The sequence below is a fragment of the Streptomyces clavuligerus genome (assembly GCF_005519465.1).
In the GTDB taxonomy this organism is placed as follows: Bacteria; Actinomycetota; Actinomycetes; order Streptomycetales; family Streptomycetaceae; genus Streptomyces; species Streptomyces clavuligerus.
Map to the genome: position 1 here is coordinate 376,753 of NZ_CP027858.1, position 15,074 is coordinate 391,826.

Genomic DNA, 15,074 nt, shown 5'->3' on the forward strand with positions numbered 1-15,074 from the left:
CGCTCCGACGCGGGCGGACGGGCGTGGGCACCGCAGGACCATGTGCAGACATACCAGGTCAACCCGGCTGCCGCACGGTTGGTTACGGGGTCCCGGCGGCGGCCTGGCGCACAACGGGGGCGGATGAGGGGAGCGGGTCCGGAGGCAGGGGGGACAACAGGGACGGGACCGCGGGACGGGGAGGGAGGGCCGCGCGGACGGCGCGGGGCCCGGCCGGGGTGACCGGCCGGGCCTGGGGTGCCGCGCTCCTGCTCCGGATCAGAGGCCGGAGGTGAACAGCAGCCGGTTCGGGGTGCCGCTGATGTTGCCGCGGATCACGTTCGGGGTGCTGTTGTTGATCAGCCAGGCGTTGACCGTGGCGCTGGGGGCCTCGCCGCGGGCGGCCTTGTAGAGCGCGGCGACACCGGCGACGTGCGGCGCGGCCATCGACGTTCCGTTCATGCTGGTGGTGCCGCCGCCCATCCGGGTGGACACGACGCCGACACCGGGGCCGTAGAGGTCGGTGCAGCGGCCGTGGTTGCTGAAGCCCGCCTTGGCGTCGCCGGAGTCCGACGCGGCGATGGACAGGGCGTTCGGCGCGCTCGCCGGGGAGAAGTTGCAGGCGTCCTGGTTGCTGTTGCCCGCCGCGACGGTGGTGTGGACCCCGGAGTCGGCGAGGGCGGTGGCGGCGTTGTTGAGGGCCGCCGAGTAGCCGCCGCCGAGCGAGGCGTTGGCGACGGCGGGCTTCACGGCGTTCTGCCGGACCCAGTCGAAGCCCGCGATGATGGCGGAGAAGGAGCCGGAGCCCTGGCAGTTGAGGACCTTCACCCCGCGCAGTTGGACCCGCTTGGCCACGCCGTGGGTGCCACCGCCGACGGTGCCCGCGACATGCGTGCCGTGCCCGTTGCAGTCGGCGCCGTTGCCGCCGAAGGCGTCGAAGACATTGCGGGCCCGGCCGCCGAAGTCGGGGTGGCCGGTGTCGATGCCGGAGTCGATGATGTACGCGGTGACACCGGCGCCGGTTCCGGTGTAGGTGTAGGCGCTGTTGCGGCCGCTGCGCTGGTCGATACGGTCCAGGCCCCAGGTGGGGTTGGTCTGCGTCGCGGTGGAGGCGGCCTTCTGGTCCTCCTCGACGGCCAGGACCCGGGCGTCGCCGCGCACGGCGGTGAGCTGGCCGGAGGTGAGGGAGGCGGCGAATCCGTTGAGGACCGAGTCATAGACGAAGTCGGGGGTGACCGACCGCGCCTCGGCGACGGCGGCGGGGTCCGATCCGGCCTTGACGGTGACGATGTAACGATTCTTGATCTCGGCGGCGGCCGGTGCCTGGGCGACCGTGAGCAGGGGCGTGGGCTCGGGGGCGGCGGACGCGGTGGCGGGGATCAGGGCGAGGGGCAGGGCAAGGCCGAGAGCGCCGGCGGCTATGCCGCCGAGAGGGTTGAGGCGCATGAAGGCTGACACCTTTCGTCGCCCGGCCGCGCGTGGGGCGGCGGCCGGTGTGGGGGAAAGCGCGCCGTGCGCCGGGGGGATTGGGGATCACCCGCCCACGGGGGGCGGGGGCGCAGGCGCGGAAGGCGGAACAGCTCGCCGACTGCGGCAGTCGGCGGGGGGGAGGTGCGCGGCTCAGGGACAGGACGGAGCGTGGCGGACGAGGGGCCGCCGGGGCCGGGCCGTCCGTCCCTCGTGACGGGGTGCCCGGCGCGCTCCGGCACGGTGAGCCTTCGGGCGGGATCGCCGCATTCCGGAACTCCGTGTCCGCTGTGCGTGCGTCAAACGTACCCGGTCATACGGCAGTTGACCATGCTTGAAATGCCCATGACTGATTGGGATACTGCGCGACCTGCCCGGGGGCTCTCACGGGCGGCAGGTGGCGAGCACCGCTCCGGCCGGGGCGGGGGCGTCCCGGCCGGCCGGAGGGGCGGGGCGGCTCAGTCCCCGTTCCACGGCTCGCAACTGCACAGCCAGCGACCACAGAACGGGCATGCCTCCCCCTCGTCGATGTCAGGAACCGGGTTCTCGTCCTCGTCCTCCCCTTCGCAATCGGCGACGAGCGCGACCGGGTCGGGCAGCGGAAGCACCCCGAGGACGGTGGCGGCCGTCAGCGGCAGGGTCCGCGCCGCGACGGGCGACAGCCGCGTACCGCACCGGTGGGAGTGCCCCTCCTCCGGGACGGCGGGCGGCGGGCACGGGAGGCTCCCCGTGCGGACGGGGGCGCCCCTTCCCGCCCCCGCGTCGGAACGGCAGGTGGAGAGGGAGGAGACGGAGGACACGGGCGGACGGCGGTCCTGACGGGGAGTCGTACGGGGAAACGCGCGCAGCAGCAGGGTACGGAGATACAAGGCAACTCCCTGATCGCATCGGACGGGCGGGGCCGACCGGGAAACCGGCCTCGCTCTCCTGGCATGGGATGGGATCGGATCGGCCCTGTCGCGGTGTCCTGACCGCAGGGCCTCCTTCCTTTCTACCGCCATGCATGGGATGCGGGGACCTCTCGCAGGGGGTCAGTTTTCCTTTGTCCTGCGCGCGTACTGCGGACGCGCCCCTTCCCTGCCGTCCTCCGGCCTTCCGCCTGCCCTGCCCTCCCCCCTTTCACCTGCCGGTTTCCCGTATGCTCCGCGCATCCGCCGGGCAGGCCCCCCGTCCCGGCCGCCACTGCCTGCCGATTGTCCTTCCGGTGCCTGTTCCGTCCTGACGGGGGCCTGCCCGGCGGCGGGTGTCCGGCCCGGGCCCGTCAGCCGATGAGCCCGGACTGCCGGGCCCAGGCCGCGGCCACGTCGTCCGCGTCCTCCTTCTCCTTGTCCACCAGCCGGTTCAGCTCGGTCAGTGCCTCGGTCGTCAGCACGGCCCCGAGGCCGGCGAGTGCCTTGCGGACCCGGGAGTCGGCCCGGCGGTCCGCGATCAGCGGGACCACATGCTGTCCGGGGATCAGGTTCCTGGGGTCGCCGAGCAGGACCCAGCCCTCCGCCGCGATGTCGGCGTCCGTGGTGAAGACATTGGCGACGTCCACATCGCCCTTCTTCAGCGCGCCCTTGACCAGCGGCCCCGAGGAGTCGAGCGACTTGAACTCCTTGAACTCCACTCCGTACACGTCCTTCAGGCCCACGACCCCCACCACCCGGGTCTTGACCTCGGGCAGGGCGCCGATGGTCAGTCTGCCGTTGTGCCGCGCGAGGTCGGCGAGGGTACGCAGGCCGTACCTGGCCGCGGTCTCACGGGTGACGGCGAAGGCGTCGGAGTTCTCGGCGAGCCCGTACGGGAGGATCTGGAGCCCGGCGGGGAGGGCCATGGCGATACGGTTCTGCATCTCGCCCTCCTCGGTCGCCCCCGCCTTCGTGTCGAGGTGGTGCAGGAGTGCGCCCTGGTACTCGGGCAGCAGGTCGATCTGGCCGCCCCGGACGGCGGGGAAGAGGATCTCCCGGCTGCCGATGTTCGCCCGGACACGGACCTTCACCCCCGCTTCCCTGAGCACGGCGGCGTAGAGGTGGCCGAGGATCTGGTTCTCGGTGAAGTTGGCCGTACCGATGGTGATGCCGTCGGCGCTGGAGCCCCCGCCGGAGAGGTCGCCGCCGCCGTCGAGGGAGGTGATGCCGCCGCCGCACGCGGCCAGGGCGGGAACGGAGGCGGCGCCGAGGAGTCCGCCGAGCACCGCGCGCCGGGGGGCGAAGGAGCCACGGGGCGAGGGGCCGGGGAGGGAGGAACCGGGGAGGGAGGGGCCGCCGCGGAAGGAGCCGGGGCCGGAAGGGGAAGGGCCGGGGAGATGACGGGGCATGGAAGGTCCCTACGCGATCGGGGCGGGGCGATTGCGGAACAGGGCGCGCTGGAGCGCCGCGAGGAGGAGATCGAGGACGAGGGCGACGGCGGCGACCAGCACGGCTCCGCCGAGGACCTGCACCAGGTCGCGCTGGGCGAGCCCGTCGAAGACATAGCGGCCCAGACCGCCGAAGCTGACATACGCGGCGATGGTGGCGGTCGCCACCACCTGGATCAGGGCGAGCCGCAGCCCGGTCATGATCAGTGGCAGGGCCAGCGGGATCTCGACCCGCAGCAGGACCTGGTGGGCGCGCATGCCCTGGCCCCGGGCCGCGTCCCGGGTGTCGGGGTCGACGGCGCGCATCCCGGCGTAGGTGTTGGTGACGACGGAGGGCACCGCGAGGGCGACGAGGGACACATACACCGGGGTCATCGAGAGCCCGCTCGCGAGGAACACGAGCACGATCAGTCCGACGGTCGGCAGGGCGCGGCCGAAGGAGGCGAGGTTGATGGCGAGGAAGGCACCGCGGCCGGTGTGGCCGATGAGCAGCCCGATCGGCAGGGCGATCACGGCGGCGACAGCGGTGGCGATCAGCGAGTACTCCAGGTGCTCGCCGAGCCGGTTCGCGATCCCGTCGCTGCCCGACCACTGCTCCTGGCTGGTCAGCCAGGTGCCGAGGTCCTTGAGGAGTTCACCCATCTCAGGCCCTTTGTCCCTTCCGGTTCCAGGGGGTGAGGACATACTCGACCACCACCAGGAACGTGTCCGCGATCAGTGCGAGAAGCAGGGTGAGTGCGACCCCGGCGAACACGGGGGTGGGGAAGTTCCGTTGGAAGCCGTCGGTGAAGAGCTGGCCGAGGCCGCCGTCGCCGATATAGGTCGCCACGCTGACCAGCGAGATCGACATGACCGTGGCGATGCGCACCCCGGCCATGACCACCGGCAGCGCGAGCGGGAGTTCGACGGTCAGCAGGATGCGCAGCGGGCGGGTGCCCATCGCCTTCGCCGCCTCCCGGGCCTTCGCGGGGACGGCGTCGAGACCTTCGACGGTGTTACGGAGCAGGACGACGAGGGTGTAGACGGTCAGGCCGGTGACGGTGGTGGTCCGGGTGAGTCCCGAGACCGGGAGCAGCAGGACGAAGATCGCGATGGAGGGGATGGTGAACAGGATGTTCGCGATCCCGAGGAGGAGTCCGCGCAGGGCGCGCACCCGGTGGGCGAGGACCGCGAGCGGGAGGGAGATCAGCAGGCCGAGGAGGACGGCGGTCAGGGCGGCCTGGAGGTGCGAGACGCTCAGTTCGGTCAGCTCGCCGGTGTGGTCGGCGATCCACTCCCGGTCGATGGTCATGCGGTGTCACCGGGGGTGTGGTCCAGGGGCAGCGGGGCGGCCCGTGGACACGCGTCCGCCGCCAGGGCCGCCGACGCGTGGGCGCTGCCCGCCCGTTCATGGATCTCCTCGCGGGAGGTGACCCCGGTCAGCGCGCCCCCCGCGTCCACGCGGACGACAAGGCCGCAGGGCGAGCCCACCGACTCGTTCAGCGCCGACAGCAGTGAGTCCCCGTCCCGCAGCGGCCGTACGGGCAGGAGCGCTCCGTCCCCGTCGGCGGCGGAGCGGTCCCGCCAGCCCTCGGGTCTGCGGCCGGGCCCGAGGACGAGTTCCCAGCGCCCGCCCTCCGGGGCGGGGGCGCCGGGCAGATCGCCGAGGGGGATCAGGGACAGCAGCATGAGGGCCCGTTCGGCGCCCAGGAAGTCCGCGACGAAGGGATCGGCGGGGCGGGCCAGCAGTTCCGCCGGGGCCGCGCACTGCACCAGATGGCCGCCGGTGCGGAAGACCGCTATCCGGTCGCCGAGGCGTACGGCCTCGTCGATGTCGTGGGTGACGAAGACGACGGTCTTGCCCAGGTCCCGCTGGAGCCGGAGGAGTTCGTCCTGGAGCTGGGTCCTGACGACCGGGTCCACCGCGCCGAACGGCTCGTCCATGAGCAGGACGGGCGGGTCGGCCGCGAGCGCGCGGGCGACGCCGACGCGCTGCTGCTGGCCGCCGGAGAGCTGGTGCGGATAGCGGCGGCCCGCGTCGGGCGGCAGGCCCACGGTCTCCAGCAGCCCGGCCGCCCGGGCCCGGGCCCTGCGGCGGCCCCAGCCGAGCAGCAGCGGCACGGTCGCGATGTTGTCGAGGACGGTCCGGTGCGGGAAGAGGCCGGACTGCTGGATGACATAGCCGATGGAGCGGCGGAGCAGGGCCGCGTCCTGGGAGCAGACGTCCCTGCCGTCGACATGGATGGTGCCGGAGGTCGGTTCGACCATCCGGTTGATCATGCGGAGTGTGGTGGTCTTGCCGCACCCGGAGGAGCCGACGAGGACGGTGATCCCGCCCGCGGGCATGGAGAGGGTGAGGTCGTGAACCGCGGTCGTGCCGTTGGGGAAGCGTTTGTGCACCGCCCGGAATTCGATCATTAATCATCCCTTGCCCGGCTGCATATAGTCATGCAGAGTTCTCGGTGACTGAATAACTTGTCAATGCCCCGGCATCAATCGCCTGCGATCGGCGCCCGAATGGCGAGATCGGCTGCGTCGCAAAGAGGCCGGAAGGCTGGGTAGGGAGGGTTTTGCCCATGATGTCGTCTCGCATGATGGACAGACCGGAGGACGTCACCTCCGGACGCCCCGGGCCCGTCCCCACCGCCGATGGCCCCGCGCCTCCCGCCGACCGCACCGGCCCGGCCCGGCCCGCCGCGACGGCTGAGACGGCTGAGGCCACTGAGACCGTGGTGCTCGACGGCCTCGCCCTGTCGCCCGCCGCCGTCGTCCGGATCGCCGACGGGACCGCCCGTGCCGTCCCCGCCGCCGACGCCCTCGACGCCGCCCGGACCTCCTGGGACACAGCCGGACGGCTCGCCCGCGCCGGACGGGTCTACGGCCGCTCCACCGGGGTCGGCGCCAACCGCGGCGAGGACGTGCCCACCGCCTCCGCCGCCGACCACGGCCTGCGGCTGCTGCGCTCCCACGCCGGAGCCGTCGGCGCCGAACTCCCCGCGCGCGAGGTCCGCGCCATGCTCGTGATCCGCGCCCAGCAGCTCCTCGCGGGCGGCGCCGGACTCAACCCCGCCGCCGTCACGGCGATCTGCGCGGCGCTGGACTCGGGCGCGTACCCCGTCGTCAACGAGTTCGGCTCGGTCGGCACCGGCGACATCGCCGCCCTCGCGCAGCTCGGCCTCGCCCTCGTGGGCGAACACCCCTGGCGCGGCGGGCCCCCGCCCGCTCCCCTCCCCCTCGACAACAACGACGCCCTGGCGCTGATCAGCTCCAATGCCCTGACCCTCGGTCAGGCCGCGCTCGCCCTCGATGAACTGAGGGGTCTGCTCGCGGCGACGGAGGTGGTCGCGGCGCTGTCCCACCGGGCCGTCGACGGCTCGTACGAGGCGTACGCCGAACCCGTCCACGCCCGCCGCGCGGGGCAGCCGGTGCACACCGTCGCCGCCCGGATGCGGGCCCTCCTCGGCGCGCCGGAACGCCCCCGGCCACCCCTCGGCCGGATTCAGGACCCGTACGGCTTCCGCTGTCTGCCCCAGATACACGGACCCGCGCACGAGGCGGCCGACGCGCTCGACACGGCCCTCGCCACCGAGGTCAACGCGGCCACCGAGAACCCTCTGATCTGCCCGTCCGACCAGGCCGCCTACCACCACGGCGGGTTCTACCTCGCCGGTCCCGCGCTCGCCCTCGACCACTTCCGGCTCGCCCTGACGCAGACCGCGCGGCTCTCCACGTCCCGCCTCGCCGCCCTCAACGAGCCGGGGTTCACCCGGCTCCGCCCCTTCCTCGCGGACGGGGAGCCCGCCAGCTCCGGGGTGATGATCCTGGAGTACGCGGCCGGGGCCGCCCTCGGCGATCTGCGGGCCTTCTCCGCGCCCGCGTCCCTCGGCCACACCGTGCTCTCCCGGGGCGTGGAGGAACAGGCCAGCTTCGCCTCGCTGGCCGCCCGGCAGACACTGCGCGCGGCCGGGGCCTATCGGCTGGTCGTCGGCTGCGAACTGGTCGCCGCGGTCCGGGCGCTGCGGCTGCGCGGGCCGCGGACCGACCACGGCAGCGGCAGCGGCACCGAGCCCGGCAGCGGCGGCGGGCCGGTGCTCCCGGTGGAGCATGCCTTCGCCCTGGCGGCCGAGGTCCTGGCGCACGATCCCGCGGACCGCCCGCTGACCGACGACGTGACGGCGGCGGCGGGCCTGCTCGACACGTTCGCCCGGCTGGTCTGACCGTCCCGTCCGCCGGGCCCGGCACGGACACCGGGGAGGCGGCACGCGCTAGCGCGCCACCGCCTCGCCCGCGTGCACGGCGCTGAGGGCGCGCTCGACGGTCTGCCGGTTCTCGCCGACGGGGGCCACGTAGTCCATGACGCGGTGTGCGGCGTCCCTCCCGAGGGTCCGGGTGATGACCCAGGTGGCGAGGTACTGGGACGCGAGACAGCCGCCCGCCGTGGCGATGTTCCCCTCGGCGTGGAACGGTGCGTCCAACACGGTGACGTCGCAGGCTTCGACGAAGGGGCGGCTGACACGGTCGGTGCACGCGGGCATGGAACCCAGCAGCCCCAGCTTCGCGAGCACGAGGGCGCCGGAGCACTGCGCGCCGATGAGCTGGCGCGACGGGTCGAGGACGAGCCTGGAGACCAGCCGCTCGTCCGCGACCACCTCACGTGCCTTCACCCCGCTGCCGATCAGCACGACATCGGCCTCGGCGACGAACTCCATCGGGCGCTGGCCGGTCACCTCGACGCCGTTCATCGACGTGACCACGGGCGTCGGTGTCGTGATGAACGCCTCCAGGCCGTCCCTGCGGCAGCGGTTGATCAACGCGGACGCGATAAAGCTGTCCAGCTCGTTGAACCCGTCGAAGGTGACCACGGCTGCCTGTGTCACGATCTGGACCCCTTACCACCTCTGCGGACCGGGCCGGCAGTCTCCCACTCGGCGACGCGCGCGGTCCAGCGCCCTGGTGTCCGGGGTCACCCGGCTGCCGGAGGGGCGTCATGGACGGTCAGGAGCCGGCCTTCCCCCGGCGTGGGCGAGCGCGCTGGGGGTGAGGCGTCCGACGATCGCCGGAGCCTCGTGGACGAGGGTGTCGTCGGTGAGCGCCTCGACCATGAACAGCGCGTAGTCCACCCGCCGCGTCCGATTGCTGGCCAGGAGCGGGTCCCCGACATGGCGGCTCCACACGGGAAGGCCCTGGCTCGCCCCCTCCTCCAGATCGCTCCCGCGGACCACGGTCCACCGCCGGTCGCTCGCGAAGATCCGGCGGGCCGCCGCCACCTGGTCGTCGACCTCGACGACCCGCAGGGCGCGCCCCACCCAGGTACCGACCCGGACGGAGACCCGGAACCTCCAGGAGTACCGGTCCCGCTCGTCGCGCGGGACGTGCCAGCCGCAGGAGAAGACCAGACGCGCGCCGGGGTCCGCGTGGTCGAGCACCGCCCGCGCGGTGCCGGACGCGTACTGCCGCACCCCCCAGGGGACGAGCACGGTCAGGACGGCGTCGCACCCGGCGACGGCCCGCCGGATCACCTCCGGGTCGTTCGTGGCTCCCGGCACGATCGTGATCCGGCCCGCGAACGCGTCGAGCTTGCCGACACTGCGTTCCCGGCAGACGCCGACGACCTGGTGGCCCCGGTCCAGCGCGTGCCGGACCAGATACCGCCCCAGCTTCCCCGAGGCCCCGACGACACAGATCTTCCGTCCCCGCTCCGTGCTCATCCCTCAACTCCCGCTCACACTCGGCCGATCCATCAGACTTACAGCGTAAGTAACGGTAGACTTACGTCGTAAGTTTGCCTAGGGCCGCAGCGGAGGACATGTGGTGAACGGACGGGAGCGGGGCGCCGGTCGGCGCGCACCGGGCACACGGGCGGCGCTCGACCGGGAACGGGTGATCGCCGCCGCGGTCGGACTGGCCGACGAGAAGGGCGCGGCCGGGGTCACCATGCGGGCGCTCGCCGCCCGGCTGGGCGTCGAGGCGATGTCGCTGTACCACCATGTGCGCGGCCGGGGGGACATCCTGGACGGGATGGTCGACACGGTCTTCGGCCGGATCGATCTCCCGCCGGCGGGCGCGGACTGGCAAACGGCCATGCGCGACCGCGCCGGATCGGCCCGCGCGGCACTCCGGCGGCACCCGTGGGCCATCGGCCTGATGGACTCCCGCGGCCGGCCCGGCCCGGCGACCCTGCGCCACCACGACGCCGTCCTCGGCCCGCTGCGGGCGGGCGGCTTCTCGCCCCGGGCGGCCGCGCGCGCCGTCTCGGTGATCGACAGCTACCTCTACGGTTTCGTCCTCCAGGAGCTGAGCCTGCCCTTCACCGACCCCGGCGAACTCCGCGACGTCGCGGACGGCATCCTGGACGGACTGCCGCCCGACACCCACCCGCACCTCACCGAGGTCATCGCCACGCACGTCCTCGACCCCGGGTACGACCCCGACGAGGAGTTCGCCCACGGCCTGTCCCTGGTCCTCGGCGCGCTCCGCCCCGACGAGGCCGGGGGGACGGGAAGGCGCCGCGGCGGACGTGCCGCCCCTGCCGCGCCCCCGGGGTGACGGCCCCCCTGGCAGGCCCCCGAAGCCTCCCGCCGAAAGCGGCGGAGGGCCCCGGGGATCACTCCTGACTGAATTTTCAGTCCAGTGGGGCGGCGCAGCGTCGCCCTGGACGGTCCGCGACGGCGTCAGTCCTGCCGGAGGCCCGCCAGCTCGGCGTCGACGGCGCCCCGGATCAGCTCCCGCGCGTGGTCGGCACGGATACCGCCGCTGAGCCAGCGCATGCTGAGCCCCTCCAGCAGGGCGGTGAGCCGTTCGGCCGCCGCCGCGAGCGACGAGGCCGGCGCCAGCGGCTGGACCCGGCCCAGCAGCGCGGCGACGTCCTGGACCCACACCAGGGTCGCGCGGGCGAGATCCTCGCGCAGCGCCTCCTCGAAGACGGCGCTCGCCCGCAGCTCGCCCCAGGCGACGCTGTTCTCCCGCACCTCCCCGTCGTCCTGGAGCTCCAGCAGCAGGACCTCCTCCAGCTCCTCACGGGGGGTGGGGGGCGGAGCCTCCGGGTCGCGGACGGCGGTGTAGCGCGCGGCACGGTCGTTGATGAACTCGAAGGTCTGGCGCAGTACCCCGGTGCGGTCCTTGAAGTGGTAGTAGATCAGGGCGGTGGACACGCCCGCCTCGGCCGCCAGCTCCTCCACGCGCAGGCCGCGGACCCCGCGCCGGGCGATCACCCGGGCGGCCGCTTCGAGGATCTGAGTGCTCCGAGTGCTGCGAGACGCCATGGCGCGCACTCTACCGGGATCTTCCTCCACGACCGGACCTCCATTTGACTGAAAATTCAGTCAGTGTCAGAGTAGCGACACGGCGCACCACCGCCTCCCCGGACGCAAGCGGCCCCCTGGGGGCCGTTGCGCCCATCATGGTCCTGGTACCGCAGGGACTGTCCCGGTACCGCACGACTGTCCCAGTACTGCGCCGCTGGTCCTCCTCACCCCGTCCCGTCCCCCTGATGTCCGCCTTGGCCGGAGGCTCCGCTTCCGGCCACCACGACAGGAGCAGCCCGTGTCCTTCCTCTCCCCCACCCGACGGACCGCCCTGCGCGCGCTCGCCGGACTCGGCACGCTGGTGCTGGGGGCCTCGGCCTGCGGGCCCGCCGACTCCGGCGCCCGGACCCGGGTCGCCGGGGGCTCCCCCCGGCCGGCCTCGGCGGCCGGCGGCCGGCGGCTGGGAGCCGAGTGGGAGAGCCACACCCGCACCTTCATGTCCTGGCCCGCCCTGGCCTCGGTCTGGGAGGAGGACCTGCCGTACGTCCGCAAGGACATCGCCCGGATCGCGCGGGCCGTCGGGGAGTACGAGGCCGTCGTCATGATGGCCAGGCCCGCCCAGGTGAAGGCGGCGCAGCGGGCCTGCGGCTCCCAGGTCGAGGTCATCCCGCTGGCCGTCGACGACCTGTGGGCCCGGGACACCGTCCCCGTCTTCGTCGAGCAGGACGGCAGGGTCACCGGTGTCGACTTCCACTTCAACGGCTGGGGTGACAAGCAGGAGCACACCCACGACGCGCGCGTCGGGCGCGCGCTCCTCCCCGAGTACGGGATTCCCCGGGTCGAGGCCCCGCTGGTCGCCGAAGGCGGCTCCTTCGAGACCGACGGAGAGGGCACCCTGCTGATCACCGAGAGTTCGATCGTCAACGTCAACCGCAACCCCGGCAGGAGCAGGGACCGGATCGAGGCCGAGCTCAAGCAGAGCCTCGGCGTGGAGAAGGTGGTCTGGCTGGCCGGTGTGCGCGGCGAGGACATCACGGACGCCCATGTGGACAGCCTGGTGCGCTTCACCGGGCCCGGGGTGGTCCTGCTGGACCGGGCCTTCCCCGGGACCCCGCCGGACTCCTGGTCCCGCTCCGCCGACCAGGCGCAGTCCGTCCTGTCGACGGCGACGGACGCCCGTGGCAGGCGCTTCGAGATCGTGGAGCTTCCGCAGCCCGATCTGAGGAGGATCACCGGCTATGGCGAGGACTTCCTGGCGTCCTACGCCAACTTCTACATCGCCAACGACTCCGTCTTCCTGCCCCGGTTCGGCGACCGGAAGGCCGACGACCGCGCTCGCGGAATTCTGCGAGAGCACTTCCCCAACCGTGATGTCGTCCAGGTGACGATCGATACCGTGGCCTCGGGAGGCGGCGGAATCCACTGCGCCACACACGACCAGCCGGGCCGTCCGGCCGCCTGACCCCGAGCCGGGCACCAATGCCGGTGCTGGTGCCGTGGTCGGTGCCGGTGCCGTGGTCGGTCGGCGCGGCTCACCCCGGCGGGGACGGGGCCCCGCCGCCCGGGCCTCCCCCCGTGCGGGCCGCGGCCCGCACGGCGAGGGTCGGACAGGCGACCGCGCAGCCGGGCGCGGCACCCCGCAGGACCGTGTCGGCCGGCGCTCCCCAAGTCCGGGGCCCCTCAGCGCCGTCGGCGATGACAGCGCAGGTGGGAGGGGTGTCCGGCAGGGGGCACGGAGCGTTGTCAGTGGCGCTTGGTACAACTTCTGGCACACCGGCAATCAGCCTTCCGCCTGTCAGGAGCCACCCGCATGACCATCACGCAACACCTTCAGGAGCTGTACGGTCTGCCGACGTTCGCCTTCCCCGACGAGGAGGAGAAGGAGGCGCTCCCCGAGCCCGGCTCCGTCGCCTGGAGCCTGGGCGTCGACGCGTACGGCGAGGGCGGGAAGTGGGTGGACCTCTTCGCGCGCTTCCTGGACACGGTGGACACCACCCGGGTGCGCGCGCTGGTCGTCGGCGCGTGGGAGGAGTCGTACGACACGGACTCGTCCCACATCGTCACGGCACTCCTGGACGCGCGCGAACGGCTGCCGGAGCTGCGGGCCCTGTTCCTCGGGGACCTGGTGATGGAGGAGGCCGAGATCTCCTGGATCTGCCAGTCCGATGTGACCGGGCTGCTCACCGGCTTCCCGGCGCTGGAGGAGTTCGGGGTGCGCGGCGGTCAGGGCCTGCTGCTCTCGCCCGTGCGCCATGAGCGGCTGCGCGCGCTGACGGTCGAGACCGGCGGGCTCGCGCTCCAGGTCGTCCAGGCCATCGGTACGAGCGAACTGCCCGCGCTGGAGCACCTGGATCTGTGGCTGGGGACGACGGAGTACGGCGCCGGGGCCGGTCCGGCGGATCTGGAGCCCTATCTGACCTGCGCCGGGATGCCGAAGCTGCGTCATCTGGCGCTGCGGAACAGCGAGATACAGGACGCCGTCGCGGCGGCGATGGCGACGGCGCCCGTCGTCGCGCGGCTGGAGGTGCTCGACCTGTCGATGGGCACCCTCGGGGACGAAGGGGCACAGGCGCTGCTCGCGGGGCAGTCGCTGACCCATCTGACCGCGCTCGACCTGCACCACCACTACATCGGGGAGGAGCTCCAGCAGCGGTTGCGGGAGGCGCTGGAACCGGCGGGGGTGCGGCTGGACCTGGACTCCGGCGACGCGGAGCCGGACGAGGACGACGAGGACGGCACGTCCTACCGTTACGTCGAGATCTCGGAGTGAGGGCCCGATGAGCGAGGACCCGGTGTGCCGCCTCGGTCCGCCGCCGCGCTTCGCGGTGGTCGGCAATCCGGATGACCGCCGGGTCACGCTGTTCGCGGCGGCGGCGCGGGCGGCCGGGCTGCCCGCGCCGCGGGTGGTGCCGTGGCGTCAGGTACTGCGGGACGGCGGAGCGCGGTTCGCGCCGCACGAGACGGTACGGGTGGACTCCCCCGGCGACGACCCCGAGGTCGACCTGCTGCTGCGCGGGGGTCCCGAACCCCTGGAGCCCACCCGGGTCGAGGGGTCGGCCCGGTGGTACGGCCGGTTCACGGCGGCCGTTTCGACCCTGTCGGGCGGCATGCCGCTGGACCACCCCGGGGAGCTGGCCGTCCTCTTCGACAAGCGTCTGTGCCACGGTGTCCTGCGCGCGGCGGGCGTCCCGGTGCCGCAGTCGCCGACCTCGGGCCCCGACGGCGCGCGGATACACGGCTGGGCGGACGCCCGGGCCCTGATGCGGGAGCACCGGATGGCCCGGGTCTTCCTGAAGCCGGCGCACGGCTCCTCGGCCTCCGGGGTCCTCGCCGTCGAGTCGGCGAGCGGCGGCCGTGTCCGGGCGACGACCTCGGTGGAACTCACCGACGGGGGGCTGTTCAACTCCCTGCGGGTGCGGCGCTACGAACGGGAGACGGAGGTGGCGGCGATCGTGGACCGGCTCGCCCCGGACGGTCTGCATCTGGAACGGTGGCTGCCGAAGGCGGCCCTGCGGGACCGGGTGGCCGACCTTCGGGTGGTCGTGGTCGCGGGCCGGGCCACCCACGCGGTGGTACGCACCAGCCGTACGCCCCTGACCAATCTCCATCTCGGCGGGGCGCGGGGGGATCTGTCCGCCGCGCGGGACGCCGTGGAGGCGGCGGGCACCCGGTGGGCGGAGGTGCTGCGGGTCTGCGAGCGGGCCGCCGCCTGTTTCCCCCGGACCCTGTGCGTGGGCGTCGATCTGCTGCCGGGTGTCGGCTGGCGGCGATTCGCCGTGGGCGAGGTCAACGCCTTCGGCGATCTGCTGCCGGGGCTGACCGGACTGCCAGGCTCCGGGGCGGAGGGGCTCGACACCTACGGGGCGCAGATCGCCGCGGTGCTCCGGCCGCCACCGGCACCCGGGGCGGACGGCTCCCCACCGGCGCGCCCGCGTCCGCGACCCCACCCGCCCCGCTGACCGCCCGCACACCGGGCATCCGCGTTCCCCCTCGCAGGACACCGCACACAGAACAGGGGACCACCGTGTCTTCGTCGCAGTCGGCGGCCTTCCCGCCGCCCACAGCCC

Annotated in this window: 14 protein-coding genes; 5 read left to right on the forward strand and 9 right to left on the reverse strand. The window is 73.4% G+C overall.

What is annotated here, in order from left to right; translation table 11 throughout:
* Positions 1–258: 258 nt before the first annotated feature.
* The 6 genes from CRV15_RS01460 to CRV15_RS01485 all read right to left on the reverse strand — a co-directional run bounded on the left by CRV15_RS01460 (position 259) and on the right by CRV15_RS01485 (position 6,181).
* The gene (locus CRV15_RS01460) at positions 259–1,425 is read right to left on the reverse strand and encodes a S8 family peptidase (RefSeq protein WP_003962631.1); all 1,167 of its coding nucleotides are present in this window, start codon (positions 1,423–1,425) and stop codon (positions 259–261) included.
* Positions 1,426–1,904: 479 nt separating this feature from the next.
* Entirely contained in the window at positions 1,905–2,315 is a 411-nt protein-coding gene (locus CRV15_RS01465) for a hypothetical protein (RefSeq protein ID WP_230864190.1), read from the reverse strand.
* 392 nt (positions 2,316–2,707) lie between these two features.
* Positions 2,708–3,745: an ABC transporter substrate-binding protein gene (locus tag CRV15_RS01470; RefSeq protein ID WP_003959173.1), complete on the reverse strand. Its 1,038-nt coding sequence runs from the start codon at positions 3,743–3,745 to the stop codon at positions 2,708–2,710.
* A 9-nt stretch (positions 3,746–3,754) separates the two neighbouring features.
* Positions 3,755–4,426, reverse strand: coding sequence for an ABC transporter permease (locus CRV15_RS01475; RefSeq protein ID WP_003962629.1), 672 nt, complete (start codon positions 4,424–4,426; stop codon positions 3,755–3,757).
* A gap of 1 nt (position 4,427) precedes the next feature.
* Complete coding sequence (locus tag CRV15_RS01480) at positions 4,428–5,075, reverse strand: ABC transporter permease (RefSeq protein ID WP_003959171.1); 648 nt, start codon at positions 5,073–5,075, stop codon at positions 4,428–4,430.
* Positions 5,072–6,181 carry an ABC transporter ATP-binding protein gene (locus tag CRV15_RS01485; RefSeq protein WP_003959170.1) on the reverse strand — a complete coding sequence of 370 codons (1,110 nt, stop codon included), beginning with the start codon at positions 6,179–6,181 and terminating at the stop codon, positions 5,072–5,074. The genes CRV15_RS01480 and CRV15_RS01485 overlap by 4 nt, the downstream gene beginning before the upstream one ends.
* A gap of 173 nt (positions 6,182–6,354) precedes the next feature.
* Here CRV15_RS01485 and CRV15_RS01490 point away from each other — a divergent pair, with 173 nt between their 5' ends.
* Positions 6,355–7,980: an aromatic amino acid ammonia-lyase gene (locus CRV15_RS01490; protein ID WP_009998091.1), complete on the forward strand. Its 1,626-nt coding sequence runs from the start codon at positions 6,355–6,357 to the stop codon at positions 7,978–7,980.
* A gap of 48 nt (positions 7,981–8,028) precedes the next feature.
* Here the strand turns inward: CRV15_RS01490 and CRV15_RS01495 are convergent, their stop codons facing one another.
* Positions 8,029–8,640 carry a DJ-1/PfpI family protein gene (locus tag CRV15_RS01495; protein WP_003962627.1) on the reverse strand — a complete coding sequence of 204 codons (612 nt, stop codon included), beginning with the start codon at positions 8,638–8,640 and terminating at the stop codon, positions 8,029–8,031.
* A gap of 108 nt (positions 8,641–8,748) precedes the next feature.
* Entirely contained in the window at positions 8,749–9,471 is a 723-nt protein-coding gene (locus CRV15_RS01500; protein ID WP_003962626.1) for an NAD(P)-dependent oxidoreductase, read from the reverse strand.
* A gap of 100 nt (positions 9,472–9,571) precedes the next feature.
* Here CRV15_RS01500 and CRV15_RS01505 point away from each other — a divergent pair, with 100 nt between their 5' ends.
* Positions 9,572–10,309, forward strand: a complete 738-nt coding sequence (locus tag CRV15_RS01505; RefSeq protein ID WP_003962625.1) for a TetR/AcrR family transcriptional regulator — start codon at positions 9,572–9,574, stop codon at positions 10,307–10,309.
* A 125-nt stretch (positions 10,310–10,434) separates the two neighbouring features.
* Here the strand turns inward: CRV15_RS01505 and CRV15_RS01510 are convergent, their stop codons facing one another.
* Positions 10,435–11,025: a TetR/AcrR family transcriptional regulator gene (locus CRV15_RS01510; protein WP_003962624.1), complete on the reverse strand. Its 591-nt coding sequence runs from the start codon at positions 11,023–11,025 to the stop codon at positions 10,435–10,437.
* 280 nt (positions 11,026–11,305) lie between these two features.
* Here CRV15_RS01510 and CRV15_RS01515 point away from each other — a divergent pair, with 280 nt between their 5' ends.
* The 3 genes from CRV15_RS01515 to CRV15_RS01525 all read left to right on the forward strand — a co-directional run bounded on the left by CRV15_RS01515 (position 11,306) and on the right by CRV15_RS01525 (position 14,966).
* Positions 11,306–12,469: an agmatine deiminase family protein gene (locus tag CRV15_RS01515; RefSeq protein ID WP_003962623.1), complete on the forward strand. Its 1,164-nt coding sequence runs from the start codon at positions 11,306–11,308 to the stop codon at positions 12,467–12,469.
* A gap of 348 nt (positions 12,470–12,817) precedes the next feature.
* Entirely contained in the window at positions 12,818–13,777 is a 960-nt protein-coding gene (locus tag CRV15_RS01520; protein ID WP_003962622.1) for an STM4015 family protein, read from the forward strand.
* A 7-nt stretch (positions 13,778–13,784) separates the two neighbouring features.
* Positions 13,785–14,966 carry an STM4014 family protein gene (locus CRV15_RS01525; RefSeq protein WP_003962621.1) on the forward strand — a complete coding sequence of 394 codons (1,182 nt, stop codon included), beginning with the start codon at positions 13,785–13,787 and terminating at the stop codon, positions 14,964–14,966.
* Positions 14,967–15,074: the final 108 nt, after the last annotated feature.